Genomic DNA, 17,739 nt, shown 5'->3' on the forward strand with positions numbered 1-17,739 from the left:
CGCATCAGGTCCTGACGACACGTTCATGCAGCCGCGTGATGGCGTTGAGCGACGACAATATCGCGCCCTCCTGCCACGCCGGAATGTAGGAGGCGTGCTCGCCGGCGAGAACGATCCTGCCGTCGATCTGGCACAAATTATCGTAGTGCTCGTCGCGCATTTTCTCGGTCCAGCTTCCGGCACAGCCCAGGGTGAAGGGCACCCGATGCCAGGCCACCGCGATGCCGTTCTCGAACTCGGCGCGGTATTGCGGATGGATGCGGGCGCCGAGCTCGACCGCGCGCGCTACCCGGTCCACAGGCGCCATCGAGGTGAACTCGTAGGCATTGGCGCCCTCAAAGACATAGGCGCCGAGCAGCACGCCGCGGCCGCTGCGGTTGAAGCCGCTGCTGGGATAGGAGATCTGCCGGATCGGCATATCGGTATAGGAAATGCCGCCGTAGATCGCCTCGTCCTCCTCCCAGAACCGGCGTTTAAATTGCAGGCCGATCTTGACCGAGGACGCATAGGGCACCGCGTCGATCGCCGCCTTCATGCGCGGGCCGACGTCGATCTGGATCTGGCTCAGGATGGATAGCGGAATGGAGCAGACACACCAGTCGGCCTTTGCCAGTTGCGGCGACGCCGGCGTTTTGGAATTCACATAGCTGACGGTGACGCCGCCATCGTTCTGTTGAATGCGGGTGACTTTCGCGTCGTATTGAATGAGGTCGCCGACCTCCCTGGCGAAGGCTCTGCCGATCATGTCCATGCCGCCGGCGGGCTGAAACATGGTGGTCTGGAATTGATGCAGGGCAAAACTCTGGAGATACCGCCAGAGCCGGGATTGCAGGATCTCCGACAGCTTTACGGGCTCGCCGGCGACCGGGGCTGCACCTAGTCCGCCTCCGGGCGGCTTCGCGTAGCCGCGATAATCCGCCGAGATCAGATTGGCCTTGTAGGCATAATCCTTGTCCAGCGCGCCCCAGGACCGCAACGCCTGCAGTAGAATCTCCCTGTCTTCCACCGACACCGCTTCGTCGAGCTTGCTTTGCTGCGTCACCTTGGCGAGCAATTCCGAAACGTGACCCTGAAAGTCGGTCTTGATATCGCGGATGCGCTGCGGCTTGCCGTCGAACGCATTGGCGGCGTGCAGCAGCGCGTTGTGATTGAGCTGGATGAAAGGTTCGAGCGCGACGCCCAGCCGCTTGCAATAATCGAGTACGGCGCGGTGATGATAGGGAATCCGCCACGGCCCCGGATTGAGATAGAGGCCTTGCTCGAAGCCGCAGGTCTGGGTCGCGCCGCCAAGTTCGGTAAAACTGTCGCCGCCGCGCAGGGTCCAGTTGCGGCCGCCGGGACGGCTGTTGAATTCCAGCACCTGAACCTTGTAGCCGGCCGCGCGCAATTCCAGCGCCGCCGTCATACCGGCCAGACCCGCGCCGAGCACAAGTACCGAGGCGCCTTTGGTATCGCCCTCCAGCTTGATCGGCCCGTTATAGGTTGACTCCGACGCAAAGCCGAGGCTGGTCATGGCGTGATACATCGCGGCGCTGCCGGCGACCGAGCCCACCAGCGACAGCAGATCGCGCCGGCTCAGACCTGTCTCACCCTCGTTCTGCATGGCCGGTCCGGTCTCGCCATTTTCGTCCTGCGCCGCGCTCAGGTCGCGGTCTCAATAGATAGGCGCTGGCTTTGGCCCACGCAAACAATTGAACGCCGATGGCATTCACGAGTTCGCGTTCCGGACTCGCTCAGACGACATCCCGTGCGTGCAAATCCGCGATCGCGCTGGCGTCATAGCCGAGCGAGCTCAGCACCTCGTCGGTGTGGGCGCTGAGTTCGGGCGCCATGGAATCGAGCCTGCCGCCGCCATGGGCGAGCTGGAAGCCGGTGCCGGCAAAGCGCAGACGGCCGTAGGGCGTATCGATTTCCTGAACGGCGCGGCGCGCCGCGATCTGCGGATGATCGATCACCTCCTCGATCTTCCAGATGCTGGCGCAGGGCGCGCCGGCCGCGTCGAGGATTTTCTCCCATTCGCGCGGATCCTTCTTCGCCAGCGCTTCCTCGATGATGGCGCGCAGCGCCGGCTCATTTTCCTGCCGCGCGAACCAGTCGACGAAGCGCGGGTCTTCCAGCGCGTCGGCGCGGCCGAGCGCGGTCATCAGCGCGCGATATTGCTTCTCGCTGTTCACCGCCAGCAGCAGATAGCCCTGGCCTGCTTTGAACAGATTGGCCGTTGGCCGGCGGCTCACGGCCTGATTGCCGGACAATTGCTGGCGATGGCCCGCGACCGAGTAATCCGCCACCTGTCCCGACAGGAACGCCAGCGTCGCCTCGAGCATGGAGACGTCGACCAGTGGCCCCTTGCCGGTATGGGTGCGCTGGAACAGCGCGCTCGACACGCCGAACGCGGCGGTAGCGCCGGACAGCACGTCGCAGACCGCAAAGCCGGCGCGGGTCGGCCCGGTCTCCTCGTGACCCGTGATCGCCATGATGCCCGACATCGCCTGGATCTTGCCGTCGTAGCCGGCGCCATTGCGCTCGGGACCGGTCTGGCCAAAACCCGAGATCGCGCAATAGATCAGTTTTGGATTGATCGCCGACAGCGCGGCATAACCGATGCCGAGCTTGTCCATCACGCCGGGGCGAAAATTTTCCATCACCACGTCGGCGCTCGCAGCGAGTTGCTTGACGATGGTGATCGCCTCCGGCTTCTGCAGGTCGAGCGTCAGGCTGCGTTTGTTGCCGTTGATCGCCTGCCAGCCGGGAGCGAGCCCGCGTTCGGCCCATTCGCGGCTGAGCGGCGTGCGGCGCATGTCCTCGCCTTCACGCCGCTCCACCTTGATGACGTCGGCGCCCAGCAAGGCGAGCTGGTAGCTGGCGTAGGGGCCGGCCAGCACTTGCGTGAAGTCGAGGATCTTCACGCCTTCGAACGGTCGGGTCACTGAGGCGTCCTCCTGCGAGCGTCATTGCGAGGAGCGAAAGCGACGAAGCAATCCATTCTTTCTTTGTGCCGCAGCATGGATTGCTTCGCTTCGCTCGCAATGACGAATGTTCTTGCTCTTCACCTCTCCCTTTGGGAGAGGTGAAGATCACGCCGCCCGGTTGCCGCGCGCGATCTCTTTCTGCTTGTCGAATTCGGCGCGGCGCCGCGCCAGTTCTTCCGGACTCATCTGCGCGACGTTGTTGTAGTCGAGTTTCCAGGAGGCGTCCTCGCTCCAGCGCAGCGGCGACTGCATCGTGGTGCGCGCGCCGGAAGCCGTCTCCAGCAGACGCAAGGCCAGCTCCAGCGTCAGCGCCTGCGACTCGACATCATGCGGCTTGCCGGACGAGTTACCGAGCGGGAAATCAGAGAACAGGAAGCGCGGCACCGCGGCGTGCTCGACGATATCCTTGGCGCATCCCATCACCACGGTGGGAATGCCGTTGGCTTCGAGGTGGCGGGCAACCAAAGCGGAGGTCTGGTGGCACACCGGGCAGTTCGGCACCAGCACGGCGACATCGACCTTGTCGGCGAGGCAGCGGGCGAGGATGTCCGGAGCATCGACGTCGATCGTCACCCGATGGCTGCGATTGGTCGGCGCGCCGAAGAAGCGCGGCGCGACCTCGCCGATCCGCCCCGCGGTTTTGGCCTTCAGAAGCTGCGGCAGCGGAAACCAGGTGCCGCTGTCGGTCGCAGTGGTGTGCTTGCGATCATAGCCGATATGCGAGATGCGCAGATCGTGCGGCTTCGAGGTGTCGCCGTCATAAACCTTGTAGAATTTTGCGCCGCCGTTGTAGGCCGCGCCGGGGCCTTGATCGCCCTTCGCGGGATCATAGGGCGCGGCGGTGGTGACGATCGTGACGCGCGATTGCGAAAGCGGCTTTTTGAGCGGCTGGAACGGCGCATCGACATAATGCGCCCAACGGTACGGCGTGGTGTAGCCGATCGCGGCGTAGTAGTCGCGGGTCCGCTGCATATAGGGGATGGGAGAATCGTAGTCGGGCGCAAAGCCGAGTTGGTCATCGAGCGAGCCGGACATGGTTTTTTCTCCTGCGTTTCCACCGCGAGATCGTCAATCGACCTTTGGTCCAGACTAGAGATAGTCCGCCGGTTCCTCAACTGCCGAAATAGCAACTCAGCCCCCGCAGGGGGACTGCCCCGAGCCTAGCCTCAATCAGCAAAACCGTCATTGCGAGCGAAGCGAAGCAATCCATGGAACGGCATACGCGGAAGCATGGATTGCTTCGTCGCTTCGCTCCTCGCAATGACGGCCCTCGGACATGGTTTGCATTCTCGCGGCGCGATGCGCCCAAGGTTTTGCCAATGTTTGGCCCTCCTCGAAAGTAGAGGGCGCAGGGAAGACCGGGTGCGCGCTGCACCCGCGGTCTCGTGTGCAAAATTGTGCGAAGAACCGCACACGAGCATACAGGTTCAGCGGAGAGCATCCGGCCTTCCCTGCGCAATGGCTTTACGGCTTATAGCGTGCTCTCCCCGGCGACGAATTCGTCTTGTCACCGTCATCGGCGGATTGAAGGTCTTGCCGCGCCCGGTTGGGCTCGCAAAACCTCCGCCGACTTGACACCAGCAACGGATGCCAGAACCACACGCTTTTGCCGTACGCAGCCGTCCCGTCTTCGCCAAAAGGCTCAACCGGGCTATGGCGCCGTCGTCTTGCGCGAAGGATGCTCGCTCACGGGACAAACCCGCCCTGCGATTCCGTCTCGCACCGACGCTGCCGCGTCCACCGCATCCCACCGCGCGTTTCGTGACGATCGCGACCCGCCCCTCTTCTCGGGTGAGACGGGCAGAGTCAAATCACTGATTTGCCCGACGGCACAAATAGAATATTTTCTCGCAGAGGGCTGGACAAGGAAATCCGCGAGCGGAACGCTGATTTGCCCGTCGGGCAATCGGCGTTCAGTCGATGGGCAGAATTACGGTGCACTTATTTGCCGCATCGAGTCATTACGGGCCAAGCTGGCGGACAATCGTATAGGCAAAATATTTGAGTGCACTATCACCGTAATGCCCAGAATTTATTACTTCGCTCAGTGATTATCGCATTAGTTGAGTCCAATTTAACTGCTGCTGTGGGGATAGAGGGAAGTACCGCCAGCACGGGTGTACCGAATGGGTGAACGCGTGAGCGTCGATCAGGTCACATTTTTCAATACCGACAACAAAACAGCATTTCAGGTGCTCAGCGTGCCGGTGGGTACCGACGCGAAATCATATGCGCGCGATTGGGTCGAGCGAGAACAGCGCGCTGGGCAACCCTCGCGGTCTTACTCGATCGAGCGCGATAGTGGACGCATGAGGGGGGCCATGGTTGAACGAACGGCCGAAGAGACAAAGAAAGAAAATATCGCCAAGATGGGCGAGGCCCTTGGCGCCCTATATTCCGCGCTTTGGCAAGCGGTTGCGACAATCCATTTTCATTGGCAGGAATACGTCGAATTATTTGGCACTAAGCCGGAGCGAATCGATCTCCTCAATCGGGCGGCGCCTGCCTTCTTCCGAATGCTGCAAGACGAGCTGTGGGAGAACTCGCTGCTTCATCTTGCTCGCCTGACGGATTCGGCGAATTCTCCAGGCAAGCAGGCTCCCGCCAATCTAACGATCCAAGCGCTGCCAGCACTGATCACTGACGCCAAGCTCAAAGAGACACTGCGCAAATTGGTCGCCGAAGCGGTTAAACAGACGGAATTTTGCCGCGATTGGCGCAATCGGCATATTGCCCATCGTGATCTCAAACTCGCGCTTGAACAACATACCGAGCCGCTTGCGGAAGGCAGCCGGGCGGATGTAAAGGCGGCTCTCAAGGCGCTCGCCGACGTTCTGAACGCAATAGATGGCCATTACTTCCGATCAGAAACTCGATTTGATCTTGGCGGGCCGCTTGGCGGTGCGGTTTCGCTGCTGTATGCGCTCGACGACGGGCTAAGAGCGCAGGAGGCTCTGCAAAAGCGTCTTGAAGAGGGCAAGCCGCTTAAAGATGATTTCGTCGCAAGGGATTTGTGATGGTTGAGATTTGAAATGCAATTCTGGCGAAGTCCGGGTAGGTAAATGCAAGAGGGTCTGTGTGCGGCCGCAACCCTTATGAAGTTCGGCCCTCTTGTGCGCGCCAAGGGCAGCGCGCTTTAGTCCCTCAGTCGTTTGCGGCCTTCGATTTTCTGACCGGCAAGCAATCCACCAATTGTGCTGACGCAAACCAGCATAAGGTCGGCGAATCGCTTTACGAGGAATTCCGCCATAGGCTGATGTACCCAGGCGTCAATCGCGGTTTCGGCTACTGCCAGAAAAGCGCAGGCCCCAAAGATATAGCCAACTACTCTCAACACAAGTTGGAAATCTGTCACGACACGCTCCCGTTGTTGGGAGCAATAGTGCACGGGCAAAGTAAAAATCGACTTAATCGCTTGTTAACCATACTGTCGGCCATGGGAGAATCCTTCCGCCGACAGCCAATCGTATCATCCAATAAGGCGTGAATTAGGCAGTAAAGGCTTTTCTGAAAAGAGGGGTGGCGGGCGTCATCACCGCGAGTAGCGGGGAGTCAGCTCGTAGGGCGGATTGGAGCCAAAGGCGTAATCCGCCGTTTTAAGCCTGTGCGTCGATTGCATTCACGACGATCATTCGGCATCGGTCGCAGGATGCACAGGGGACGTCTGCATTGGAGCCGCTGTCACCGCAGTTCGGCCTCCGTAGCTGGCCTGTATTTAGAGGAAGCAGTGGAACTCAAACGGTTGAGAGCCCGTTCAGAATGAACTTCGCTCCCGATCCGATCAGACCCCGGGGAGGAAGAGATAGACCGGGATTGGCCCGACAACATCAGAACGGAGGCTAGCCATGCCGCAAGCTACCGAAATGAAGGATCACGTTTACAAGATCCTGGAGCTCGTAGGATCTTCCGAAAAAAGCATCGAGGATGCCGTTCAGAATGCGATCACCCGCGCATCAAAGACCATTCGCGAAATGAAATGGTTCGAAGTCGTGCAGACGAGAGGCCAAATCGAAAACGGGTCTGTTCGCCATTATCAGGTCACCTTGCGGGTTGGATTTACGCTGGAAGGCTAATTCTCGGCAAAACACCCCGCGCGGAATTCAAGCAATACGGCCCGTGGCGATCACCAGCCACGGGCAGTACGCGGAAGCCCGCGATGCCGATCAGGCGATTTCTGATGCTCAGCCTGCCACCTGCGAGGCGGCCGACATCAGCTCCTGCGGGCTCGGCGCCCCGAACATGCGATGACCACCCTCGGGGACTTCGGTAAAACTCCAGCGCACGATGCCCTCGCGGTCGAGCAGGAACTGACCAAACAGCTGGCCGTGGCCGGTTGCAAGCATGCGCTGATCGGCCTCCGTTATTTCGTAGCCGTCTTTCTTGTTGAGGACATCAGTCGCCGCGACCGGATTCATCGGCTCGGGCAATTCGCCCGGCAGATCCATCCGCATGCCCATCACGACGTTCATACCCACCTTGCGCGGCCATTCGGTTTCGCTCTCGGTAAACTCGAGATTGGGCAATCCAAACGCACGGTGCGAGACCCGTTCGGGATCCGACGCGGCGAGCAGATTGGGTAACGGATGGTAGCGGAAATAGAGCCGCGCACGCTCGATCGGCGTATTGACCACCGTGAGACTCTCGATGCCCTTCTCGCGCAGCGCTGTGTCAAGTTGCGCCTGGGCGGCGATATGGCGCCGGCAGAACGGGCAATGCAGGCCTCGAAACAAGCCCACCAATATCGGGCTTTGGCCGCGAAAATCATCCAGCGAGATCGTTCCCTGGCGCGTGATCGCGTCCAGCACAATGTTCGGTGCACGATCGCCCGGCTGCAGTGGCCCATCGACATGATTTTCTGACATGATTGACCTCCCTCACGTTTACTAGACTTTTTGTTTGAGCATGATCTTGTCGGAAAACCGGTACCCACTTTTCCGGATCATGCTCTAGTCGAGAAATGGCAATACGATCAGCCCTGCGGGATCGAGCCCGTGCCGGGCGCAGACATCTTGTGCCAAAGCAAAATACCGCTCGGCCTCTGGCATGTCGCCGCGATCGAGGCTCAGCGTCGCCAGACCATCATAGCACGGAAACAACTGTTGCGGCTCGCCCGTTTCGCCCGCCACCTCAATTGCCTCGTTGTAGCAGCGGGCGGCCAGTTCCGGCTGGAAATGGCATTGATAGATCTGCCCGAGCACAATCAACGGCACCGGGAGGTGCTCGCGCTGATCGAGGGCACGGTCGAGTTCGATCGCCTTCTCGGCGGCCGGCACGCCCTCTTCGGTGCATCTCTCCGTGAATGTGCAACAGGCAACGGCAAGATTGACAAGAAGACGCGCCTGAAAGCCGAGATCGCCGATACGACGCGCGACATCGAGGCCACGCCGGCACACCTCGATGGCTTGCGCCGGGTCGACCATCGTGTAGAGCACGCCGAGATTAGTGTAACCGCGGCAGGCCACATTTAGAAGGCCGGCGGCTTCCGCGGCTGCGACACTTTGCTCCACCTCGCGCACCGCCTCCTGGAGTCGCCCAAGCCGCGCCAGCGCAACGCCCTTGGTGTTGAGAGCCTCCGCAGTCGCGCGGGCCGCTTCGAGCCCGGCTTGCTCGTCCAGATTCGGCGGCACCGATTGAGCATAGGCCAGCGCCTCGTCTGCCCATCGCACGGCCGCCGCGTGATCGCCCATGCGAAACGCGAGGTGGCCGCGCTCCTGCAGGAGCTGCGCCCACTCGATCGGCGCGTCCATCCCTTCGAGCAGTGCCGCGGCCTCGGCGTAATGCGCCTCCGCCTTGTCTCGTTTGCCGGCATCCCACAACGATCGGCCCAGCTTGCGAAGTATTCGCGCTTCGGAGACGCGATCCCCGGCAGCGCGGTGGGCCGCCAACGCCGTCTGGTAATGCTCTTCGGCCATATTGCGCTGACCCGCCGCCGCACACAGCTCGGCAATTTGCTCGTAGAGCACAAGCTGTTCCGGTCCTCGATCGCCGGTGGTCAACAACACCGCGAGCGCCTGCTGATACAGACGGATCGCATCATCGTTGGCGTAAATCGCTCGCGCCCGGTCGCCCGCCGCACTGAGGTAACGGACGCCCTTCTGTTTGTTCGCGCTGAGGCTGAAATGGTGTCCCAGCAGGATGAGGTCGTCGAGCCGCTCGGGGTCGTCCCCATACAGCCGCTCCAGGACAGCACCGATCCGTCCATGGATCTCGATGCGCCGTTGCAACAGGAGGTTTTGATAGATCACATCCTGCAGCATGGTTTGCGTGAAGCGATAGGATTGCAGCGAAATCGAGTTCGCACCCGCGACCTCCTCGACGATCTCGGCGTCGCACAGCAGTTCGAGCCCCGTTTCCACTCTCGCCGGCTCGGTCGCGGTGGCACCGAGGACAGCCGTATCAAAGCGCGGGCCAATGACCGCGGCCTCCTGGGCCAGCCTGCGGATTTCGTGCGGCAGCCGATCCAGTCGCGCCAGCAACAATGCCTGAATGCTTGCCGGGATGTCAGCGGCGGCTTCATCGGACTTGATCCGCCACTGCGAACCGTCACGTTCCAAAGCGCCGGCATCGATCAGCCCGCGTATGATCTCCTCGATGAAGAGCGGATTGCCGCTCGCGCGTTCAAGAATTCGATTGAACAGATTTCCGGGCGGTTCACGCCAGCCATGACTGAAGAGGGCCGCGAGCAGCTTCTGTCCGTCAGCAACGCCAAGGGGCGCCAGCCGAAGGGTCGTATGGCTAATTCGACCCGAACCGGACTGATCCATTTCGAGCATGGGCCGGTGGGTAAACACGAGCATCAGCCGCGAGCGCTCCAGCCGGTCCGTCAGGAACCGTAGCGCCTCGAGCGACACGGCATCGGCCCAGTGCAGATCCTCGACGATGATCAGGAGGGGCGACAAAGCCAGACGCCGTTCGAACACGGTGCGGATCGCGAAGAATATCTGCCGCCGGAGTTGTTCCGGCTCAATATGCTGCAGGACGGCGTCAGGGTCGCCGAGACCAAGAACATGGAAATAGAGCGGCATCAGGCGCTCGACTTCTTCCGCCGCCAGGCCAAGCTCCGACAACGCTTCGGTCAGCCCGGCCTGCGCCTCTGCCGCGGAAGCCTTCTGGGCGATGCCGTAAGCGCTGCGCAGCACCGCAGCGAGCGTGCCGTAGGATTGTTCACCCAGCGGCGAGCAATTCGCTCGCCGGATCGCCACGCCTGCGAAGCGATCCTCATCGCGAGCGCGGGTAACGAATTCGTTCACCAGGCGTGATTTTCCGATGCCGGCTTCGCCGACCAGCCGCACCAGTTGAGCCGCACCGCCACAGGCCAGCTCAAGGCTGTCGGTCATGCGCGCAATCTCTGCATCGCGCCCGATCAGCGGCGCGCTGAGGCCGAGCACTTCCAGTCCTCGCGCTGCCCGCGGCGTGTCGAGCGGTCCCCTTAGACGATGGACCAGGACGCTGCCCACCTTGCCGCGAAGCGCAACATCGCCCAGGGACTCGTAGGCGAATGCATGGCGCGTGAGGCGGAAGGTCAGCGGCCCCACGTACACTTCGCCCGAGGGGGCCATCGACTGCAATCGTTGCGCGGTATTCACCGTGTCGCCGGTCACCGAATAGGATTTGGTAGCGCCGGCACCTAACCCACCCGCCACGACGTGCCCGGTGTTGATGCCGATGTGCAGTATCAGCGGCGAACCGGCACATACCTTCGAACGTTCGCCCAGTTGCGTTGTCCGCCGGATCATGTCGAGGGCCGCCCAAAGTGCCCGCTCGGGGTCGTCTTCATGCGCGGCCGGCGCACCAAACAGCGCGAGCAGCGCATCGCCGATGAACTTGTCGACGAAGCCGCCAAAATTTTGCACCGCGGCCGTCAATTCCTCGAACAGTTCGTTCTGCAGCGCGCGCATGACTTCCGGGTCGAGCTGCTCGCTCATCGTGGTGAAGCCACTGAGGTCGGCAAACAGCACCGTAATGGTGCGGCGGTTGGCTTCGGTGTCGATCTTGTCGAGCTTCGGCCGCGATGCCTGTTCGGCCTCGACAACCGCGTTCGGCGCCAACGCCGGCGAATGGTCCACCGTTGGCAATGTCAGGGGATTCGGCCGTAGTGCTTGCGGCCGGCCGGCTTTGGGGGCGTCAGCGACGAGGGTGCCGCATTTCGGGCAATACGCAAAATTCGGTGCGCACAGATGGCCGCAACCGGGGCACGCGTTCGGCTGCTTGGTGCCGCACTTTGGGCAGAAAGCGAAGCCGCTCTGAACCTCGGAACCGCAACAAGCGCAGTTCATGGATCAAAATCTCGCGGAAAGCCGCGATGGCGCGATCTGATCCTTGGTCCTTTCGAGCGGGCCCCGGATCCTTGGTCAGGATGGGCTCACACTGCCGAAACGGCAAGTGGCGATTACGGCTTACGCCATTTGTTGACCACTCGACCCGCCCGACGAGCCGGCCCACCGAGCTGCGCCTGTACTGCGGTCAAACCCCCGCCACCGACGACCAGATCTCCGCAAGCTTGCGCTTGAATGTCTGCGCGCGCGTCAGCGGCGCGGCCGCTTCCTCGTCTTCCGGCAACCTGAGGCCGACCACATTGACCCGGCCGCCGCCGATGCTGCGCGCCACCAGGACGATGGAATCGAGCGCAAGCTCGGCGCCTTCCTTCGGCGCGTGGTCGAGATGAATGTCGAAATAATCCGATAGCGTCAGCTTGCCCTGCTCTTCGTCCACCGCCACGCCGTAGATCTCGGCCAGTTCGCCGAGGGTGTGCTCGCCGGAGACGACGAAGTCGCCGAGCAAATGCGGATCGGGCGCCGAACTCGGCGCCATGTCGACAAAAAAGCGATCCAGCGCCTCTGCCTTTTCCGGCGGCGCCAGCAAATAGATGTAATCGCCGGCCGCGACCGGATCGGCCTCGGAGGGCGTCAGGATGTGCTCCTCGCGGATCACCAGGGTCGGCTTCGACCAGGATGGGATCAGACCGCGGCGGAAATACAGGCTTTTCGCCCGCACGGGATAGCCGACCAGCTGCTGCTCGAGCTGGCCGGGCAGATCGAGTTCGACACGCCGCGGGCCGCGGTCGGCGCGCGGCAGCGCCACGTGCAGCCGCCGCGCCGCCGGCGCCAGCGTCCAGCCCTGCAGCAACAGCGAGATGATGACGACGACGAAAGCGACGTCGAAATAGAGATAGGCTTTCGACAGGCCGACCAGCATCGGGATCGACGCGAGGAAGATCGCGACCGCGCCGCGCAGCCCGGTCCAGGCGATAAAGACCTTTTCCCGCCAGTTGAACTTGAACGGCATGAGGCACAGAAACACCGCGACCGGCCGCGCCACCAGCATCAGCACGAAGGCAACGAGGACGGCGGGACCGACGCTGCCGAGCAGGCGATGCGGCGAGACCAGGAGCCCGAGCAGCACGAACATCACGATCTGCGCCAGCCAGGTCGCGGCATCCAGGAACGTCACCACCGAATTATGCGCGCGCGTCGGCCGGTTGCCCACGATGATGCCGGCGAGATAGACCGCGAGGAAGCCTGACCCGTGCGCGATCTGCGCGCCGCCGAAGATCACCAGCGCGGCCGTCGTGACGAACGGCGCATGCAGGCCCTGCGGCAGCGCCATGCGGTTGAGCGCCAGCACGACGAGGCGGCCGCCGATCACGCCCATGATCGCGCCGAGTACCGCCTCGCGGGCGAATTCCATCGCGATATGCGATAGCGAGCTTTCGCCCCTCGAAATGAATTCGACCAGCATCAGGGTGAGGAAGATCGCGAAGGGATCGTTGGTGCCGGATTCCGCCTCCAGCGTCGCGCCGACACGCGGGCGCAGGCGTAACCCTTGCGTGTGCACCAGCAGAAACACCGCCGCCGCGTCGGTGGATGCCACCACCGCGCCGACCAAAAATGCCTCGGTCCAGTTCAGGTCGAGCGCATATTTGGCGACGGGTGCTGTGATCAGCGCGGTCAAGAGCACCCCGATCGTGGCCAGCATCATCGACGGCGCCAGCACGGTGCGGATGCTCTGGAAGCGTGTTTTCAGTCCGCCGTCGAACAGGATCAGCGCCAGCGCCACCGATCCCACCAGATAGGTGGTGCGGACATCGTCGAACTGGATCTGGCCGGGCCCGGAATCGCCCGCCAGCATGCCGATCAGCAGGAAGACCAGCAGCAGCGGCGCGCCGAAGCGGAGCGCAAGCAGGCTCGACAGGATTCCGGCCATCACCAGAACCGCGCCGAGAAGAATGGCTATGCTGACCGCGTCGAGGGAAGCCATGATCGAGGGAAGCCTTGATCGAGAGAAGTCCTGATTGAGGGAAGTCTTGCGCCTTCTTAAAACCAGAGCAAATACTTGCAATTGCATCCTTATCGTCGCCACAGTTGGACGCCAACCCATTTCTCGGGATAGCGGCAATGTGCCCGATTTAGCGACCTAACTCGCCTTGCGGGCAGGCCGTTTCAATGGCGTCTGCAGCCCGATTATGGGAATCTGCCGGACATTCGAATCAATTTTGCCAGCGAGCTTTGCGAACGAACTTTGACTGCGGGCGAACCGGCCTCGAAACGAGAATTGCCTATGGATTTTGAGCTGAAGGACATCGTCGAATTGCTGCACTCCGCCGCGGGTTCGATCGGCGCGGAGGTCACTTCGCCCTGGTTCTATCTGCAGTTCGGCCTGATCCTGACCGCGGCCGGCATGGCTTATGCCGCCGACGCCGCCATTCGCTCGCGCGTCGACATGACCTCGCTCGCGATGCGCTGGCCGCTGCCGCTGCGGCATTTCGCCCGCGTGCTGGTCTCCAGCGCCTCCACCGCGATATTCGCGATCCTGGTGATCGCGGCGCGGGTCACGATGTATCACTCGACCTGGCCGAGCCGCAGTTACATGCTCATGGTGGCCGCCAAGCTGGCGCTCGCCTGGCTGATGATCCGGCTGGTGACCTCAGTGATCCGCAACGCCTTCATCGTCAAGCTGGTGTCGGTATCGGCGTGGGTGGTCGCGGCATTGAGCATCGTCGGGCAGCTCGATTTTGCCGTGGATGCGCTGGACTCGGATCAGGTTGCGGTCGTGCTCGGCGGCCTGCGGCTGACGCCGCTGCTTCTGATCAAGGCCGGCGCGCTGTTGATTCTCGCGCTGTGGCTGACCAACATCACCAGCAATTTCATCGAAGGCCGGATCAACCGCTCCAGCGACCTGACGCCGTCGATCCAGGTGCTGCTGGTGAAGATGATCCGCATGGGGCTCGTGGTGGTGGCGATCGCGATCGCGCTCGGCGCGGTCGGCATCAACCTTTCGGCGCTTGCGGTCTTCACCGGTGCGACCGGCGTCGGTATTGGCCTGGGCTTGCAGAAGATCGTCGCCAATTTCATCAGCGGTCTCATTTTGCTGGTCGACAAATCCGTCAAACCCGGCGATCTCGTCACCATCGGCGACAGCTCGGGACGGATCAGCGCGATGAAGACGCGCTATATCTCGGTCGCCGCCGGCGACGGCCGCGAGTTCCTGATCCCGAACGAGGATCTGGTGACCCAGAAGGTCGTGAACTGGACCTATACCGACAAGAACACGCTGGTGAAGGTCGGCTTCGGCACCAATTACGACGCGGATCCGCGCCTGGTCTGCAAGCTGGCGATGGAAATCGCCGCGGCAGCACCGCGCGCCATCAAGAGCAAGCAGCCTAACTGCATCCTGACCGAGTTCACCGAAGCCGGAATGAAATTCTCCCTGACCTTCTGGATCGCCGACCCCGACGGCATGGACAACGTCAAGAGCGAGGTGATGCTGGCGCTGTGGGACGCTTTCAAGCGCGAGGGCATCCGGGTACCCTACCCTGTGCGCGAAATCCGCGTCCGCGGCGGCGCGCTGCCGGTCGAAACCATGGTCGAAGTTCCGACCAGCTGATGCCAACCTTGGCTTGCACTGACCGCTCCGATCATTAAATTAGGCTACAAATCAGCTATCCACCGCCCATTCCCGCCGAAAATGACCCGCCCATGAGCTATATCGAAGCAACTGATACCTCCTTGCGAAAGACCGGCCAGATCAAGCTGCATGGACCGAGCGCCTTTGCCGGCATGCGCAAGGCAGGCTCCCTGGTCGCCAAATGCCTCGATGAGCTCACCGACGTGGTCAAGGCGGGCATCCCGACCTCCCGGATCGACGATTTCGTACGCAACTTCGCCTTCAGCCATGGCGCCTATCCGGCGACGCTGATGTATCGCGGCTATCGCTATTCGACCTGCACCTCGATCAATCACGTGGTCTGCCACGGCATGCCCGGCGACCGCGCGCTGAAGGAGGGCGACATCGTCAATATCGACGTCACCTTCATCGTTGACGGCTGGTACGGCGATTCCAGCCGGATGTACGCGATCGGCCCGATCGCCCGCAAGGCGGAGCGGCTGATCGAGGTGACCTACGAGGCCATGATGCGCGGCATCGCCGCCGTCAAACCCGGCGCCACCACCGGCGACATCGGCCACGCCATCCAGAGTTTTGTCGAACCGCAGGGCATGAGCGTGGTGCGCGATTTCTGCGGCCATGGCCTCGGGCGCATGTTCCACGACGAGCCGAACATCATCCATATCGGCCGGCCTGGCGAAGGCGTGGCGCTGAAGCCCGGCATGTTCTTCACCATCGAGCCGATGATCAATCTCGGCAAGCCGCATGTGAAAATCCTGTCCGACGGCTGGACCGCGGTGACGCGCGATCGCTCGCTGTCGGCGCAATTCGAGCATTCGGTCGGCGTGACCTCAACCGGCGTCGAGATCTTCACGCTGTCGCAGCGCCACGCCGAGAAGCCTCCAGCCACAACCTGAATGGGCCGGGGCGTAATTTCCCCGCCGGCGCCACGATCCCGCGATTGCAAAAGCTGACCGGCAAGGCATGATCGCCTGACGTTTGCCAAGGCAGCCCTTGTTCCTCTGATCGGAAGAGCCGATGGATCGCATCGATGCGATGAAGGTTTTCGTGTCCGCCGTCGACGAGGGCAGCCTCGCCGGTGCGGGCCGACGCCTCGGCCGATCGCCGGCGGCCGTGAGCCGCGCGATCGCCTTCCTTGAGCAGCATGTCGGCGCCGAACTGCTTCATCGCACCACCCGCTCGCTCAAACTGAGCGAAGCCGGCGAGCGCTATGCCGCCGCCTGCCGCCGCGTGCTGATCGATCTCGAGGAGGCCGACATCGTTGCGGCCGGCGAACGCTCGGCCCCGCGCGGCACGCTGACCATCACAGCGCCTGTGATCACAGGCGAGGATGTCCTGCGGCCAGTGCTCGACGCCTTCATGGACGAGCATCCGATGGTGTCGGTAAAACTCTATCTGCTCGACCGGCCGGTGAACCTGATCGATGAGGGCATCGACGTCGCGCTCCGCATCGCGCATCTGGCGGATTCGAGCTTCGTCGCGATCCGCCTTGGCGAAGTGCGCCGCGTCATCGCGGCATCGCCGGGATATCTTGCGCGGCACCCGGTGATCCATGAACCGGCCGATCTTGCGAAACACCAGATTATCGCGATGACCCATTTCGGGCTGGATTCCTGGAGCTTCCCACCGGCGGAAGGATCGTCCGTCCCGAGGGCGGTCCAGTTCGCGCCGCGGCTGGTCGTCAACACGGTTCGCGCCGCGGTCGCTTCCGCCGCGGAAGGGCACGGCGTGACGCGGCTGTTTTCCTATCACATCAGTGACGAGATCCGCGAAGGACGGCTGCAGATCCTGCTCGGCAAGGACGAATACCCGCCGCTGCCCGCGCATTTGCTGGCGCCGCACGGGCGCTTCTCGGTGCCCAAGGTGCGCGCCTTTGTCGACTTTGCGGTGCCCCGCCTCAAGCGTTACTTCACGCGGCTGTCGAGCGAAGCCAGCCGGAACACCGAGTCCATTCGATCGCGGCGCGGAAGACTGTCTGCCGAATAGCGGGCATTCGCTCGCTCGTCGCACGAGCCTACGTTGATTCTCGTCGGAGCGGCAAACCTGCCGCTTCATTCACAGGGATCACGGAGGCTTATCATGGGTGCAGAACAGAAAGTCGTCATTATCACCGGCGCATCGCAAGGCATCGGCGCCGAGCTGGTCAAGGCCTATCGCGACCGCAATTACCGGGTCGTCGCCAATTCCCGCGCGATCAAGCCATCTTCCGATCCCGATATCCTGGCGGTCGCCGGCGACGTCGCGGATCCCAAGACCGCGGAACGGCTGGTCACGCGGGCGATCGAGCGCTTTGGCCGCATCGATACGCTGGTCAACAACGCGGGCATCTTCATCGCAAAGCCCTTCACCCACTACACGGACGAAGATTATGCATCGATTGTCTCGATCAACCTTGGCGGATTCTTCTCGCTAACGCGGCGTGTCGCTGCCGAAATGCTGAAGCGGGGCTCGGGCCATATCGTGCAGATCACCACCAGCCTGGTAGATCACGCCAACAGCAAGGTTCCGTCGGTGCTGGCGTCGCTGACCAAGGGCGGGTTGAACGCCGCCACCAGGTCGCTGGCGATCGAATACGCGAAGAAGGGCATCCGGGTCAACGCGGTTGCTCCCGGCGTCATCAAGACACCGATGCACGCGCCCGAGACCCACGAGTTCCTCGCCAACCTGCATCCGGTCGGACGCATGGGAGAGACAAAGGACATCGTTGACGCCGTCCTGTTCCTGGAGAGCGCCCCCTTCGTCACCGGCGAAATCCTGCATGTCGATGGCGGCCAGAGCGCCGGCCACTGATGACGCTCCCGCACCGGCTGCGGCGCAAGACGATTGGAAGATCGCGGCGCCATCGCTGTCAGCGATGGCTGCGATC

Annotated in this window: 13 protein-coding genes; 6 read left to right on the forward strand and 7 right to left on the reverse strand. The window is 62.3% G+C overall.

The window, feature by feature from the left end; translation table 11 throughout:
- Positions 1-4 precede the first annotated feature (4 nt).
- From V1289_RS18065 to V1289_RS18075, 3 genes are all read right to left on the reverse strand, one after another.
- Complete coding sequence (locus V1289_RS18065; RefSeq protein WP_334398143.1) at positions 5-1,603, reverse strand: flavin monoamine oxidase family protein; 1,599 nt, start codon at positions 1,601-1,603, stop codon at positions 5-7.
- 130 nt (positions 1,604-1,733) lie between these two features.
- On the reverse strand, positions 1,734-2,927 hold the full coding sequence (locus V1289_RS18070) for a CaiB/BaiF CoA transferase family protein (RefSeq protein WP_334398144.1): 1,194 nt from the start codon (positions 2,925-2,927) through the stop codon (positions 1,734-1,736).
- Positions 2,928-3,074: 147 nt separating this feature from the next.
- Positions 3,075-4,004 carry a glycine reductase gene (locus V1289_RS18075; protein WP_334398145.1) on the reverse strand — a complete coding sequence of 310 codons (930 nt, stop codon included), beginning with the start codon at positions 4,002-4,004 and terminating at the stop codon, positions 3,075-3,077.
- A gap of 1,091 nt (positions 4,005-5,095) precedes the next feature.
- Here V1289_RS18075 and V1289_RS18080 point away from each other — a divergent pair.
- Positions 5,096-5,986 (forward strand): AbiU2 domain-containing protein, encoded by an 891-nt coding sequence (locus tag V1289_RS18080; protein WP_334398146.1) that lies wholly within the window; start codon positions 5,096-5,098, stop codon positions 5,984-5,986.
- A gap of 119 nt (positions 5,987-6,105) precedes the next feature.
- Here V1289_RS18080 and V1289_RS18085 read toward each other — a convergent pair whose 3' ends face one another.
- Entirely contained in the window at positions 6,106-6,324 is a 219-nt protein-coding gene (locus tag V1289_RS18085) for a hypothetical protein (RefSeq protein WP_334398147.1), read from the reverse strand.
- A gap of 490 nt (positions 6,325-6,814) precedes the next feature.
- Between V1289_RS18085 and V1289_RS18090 the strand changes: the two genes are divergently transcribed.
- Positions 6,815-7,042 carry a dodecin gene (locus V1289_RS18090; protein WP_442896025.1) on the forward strand — a complete coding sequence of 76 codons (228 nt, stop codon included), beginning with the start codon at positions 6,815-6,817 and terminating at the stop codon, positions 7,040-7,042.
- 108 nt (positions 7,043-7,150) lie between these two features.
- Here the strand turns inward: V1289_RS18090 and V1289_RS18095 are convergent, their stop codons facing one another.
- From V1289_RS18095 to V1289_RS18105, 3 genes are all read right to left on the reverse strand, one after another.
- Positions 7,151-7,831, reverse strand: coding sequence for a peroxiredoxin-like family protein (locus V1289_RS18095; RefSeq protein ID WP_334398148.1), 681 nt, complete (start codon positions 7,829-7,831; stop codon positions 7,151-7,153).
- Positions 7,832-7,915: 84 nt separating this feature from the next.
- The gene (locus V1289_RS18100; RefSeq protein ID WP_334398149.1) at positions 7,916-11,245 is read right to left on the reverse strand and encodes an adenylate/guanylate cyclase domain-containing protein; all 3,330 of its coding nucleotides are present in this window, start codon (positions 11,243-11,245) and stop codon (positions 7,916-7,918) included.
- Positions 11,246-11,432: 187 nt separating this feature from the next.
- Positions 11,433-13,226: a potassium/proton antiporter gene (locus V1289_RS18105; protein ID WP_334398150.1), complete on the reverse strand. Its 1,794-nt coding sequence runs from the start codon at positions 13,224-13,226 to the stop codon at positions 11,433-11,435.
- Between the two features lie 300 nt (positions 13,227-13,526).
- Between V1289_RS18105 and V1289_RS18110 the strand changes: the two genes are divergently transcribed.
- The 4 genes from V1289_RS18110 (at position 13,527) to V1289_RS18125 (ending at position 17,663) form a co-directional block, all read left to right on the forward strand.
- Complete coding sequence (locus V1289_RS18110; RefSeq protein ID WP_334398151.1) at positions 13,527-14,852, forward strand: mechanosensitive ion channel family protein; 1,326 nt, start codon at positions 13,527-13,529, stop codon at positions 14,850-14,852.
- Between the two features lie 92 nt (positions 14,853-14,944).
- Positions 14,945-15,769 carry a type I methionyl aminopeptidase gene (gene map / locus V1289_RS18115; RefSeq protein ID WP_334398152.1) on the forward strand — a complete coding sequence of 275 codons (825 nt, stop codon included), beginning with the start codon at positions 14,945-14,947 and terminating at the stop codon, positions 15,767-15,769.
- Between the two features lie 121 nt (positions 15,770-15,890).
- On the forward strand, positions 15,891-16,859 hold the full coding sequence (locus tag V1289_RS18120) for a LysR family transcriptional regulator (protein WP_334398153.1): 969 nt from the start codon (positions 15,891-15,893) through the stop codon (positions 16,857-16,859).
- Positions 16,860-16,952: 93 nt separating this feature from the next.
- Complete coding sequence (locus V1289_RS18125; protein WP_334398154.1) at positions 16,953-17,663, forward strand: SDR family NAD(P)-dependent oxidoreductase; 711 nt, start codon at positions 16,953-16,955, stop codon at positions 17,661-17,663.
- Positions 17,664-17,739: the final 76 nt, after the last annotated feature.

The sequence above is a fragment of the Bradyrhizobium sp. AZCC 2289 genome, from assembly GCF_036924615.1.
Classification (GTDB): domain Bacteria; phylum Pseudomonadota; class Alphaproteobacteria; order Rhizobiales; family Xanthobacteraceae; genus Bradyrhizobium.

Bases quoted from the DNA above. Each gene is read 5' to 3' on its own strand.
- V1289_RS18065 (WP_334398143.1), bottom strand. From the start codon at position 1,603: ATGCAGAACGAGGGTGAGACAGGTCTGAGCCGGCGCGATCTGCTGTCG.
- V1289_RS18120 (WP_334398153.1), top strand. From the start codon at position 15,891: ATGGATCGCATCGATGCGATGAAGGTTTTCGTGTCCGCCGTCGACGAG.
- V1289_RS18110 (WP_334398151.1), top strand. From the start codon at position 13,527: ATGGATTTTGAGCTGAAGGACATCGTCGAATTGCTGCACTCCGCCGCG.
- V1289_RS18080 (WP_334398146.1), top strand. From the start codon at position 5,096: ATGGGTGAACGCGTGAGCGTCGATCAGGTCACATTTTTCAATACCGAC.
- V1289_RS18075 (WP_334398145.1), bottom strand. From the start codon at position 4,004: ATGTCCGGCTCGCTCGATGACCAACTCGGCTTTGCGCCCGACTACGAT.
- V1289_RS18100 (WP_334398149.1), bottom strand. From the start codon at position 11,245: ATGAACTGCGCTTGTTGCGGTTCCGAGGTTCAGAGCGGCTTCGCTTTC.
- map (WP_334398152.1), top strand. From the start codon at position 14,945: ATGAGCTATATCGAAGCAACTGATACCTCCTTGCGAAAGACCGGCCAG.
- V1289_RS18125 (WP_334398154.1), top strand. From the start codon at position 16,953: ATGGGTGCAGAACAGAAAGTCGTCATTATCACCGGCGCATCGCAAGGC.
- V1289_RS18095 (WP_334398148.1), bottom strand. From the start codon at position 7,831: ATGTCAGAAAATCATGTCGATGGGCCACTGCAGCCGGGCGATCGTGCA.
- V1289_RS18090 (WP_442896025.1), top strand. From the start codon at position 6,815: ATGCCGCAAGCTACCGAAATGAAGGATCACGTTTACAAGATCCTGGAG.
- V1289_RS18105 (WP_334398150.1), bottom strand. From the start codon at position 13,226: ATGGCTTCCCTCGACGCGGTCAGCATAGCCATTCTTCTCGGCGCGGTT.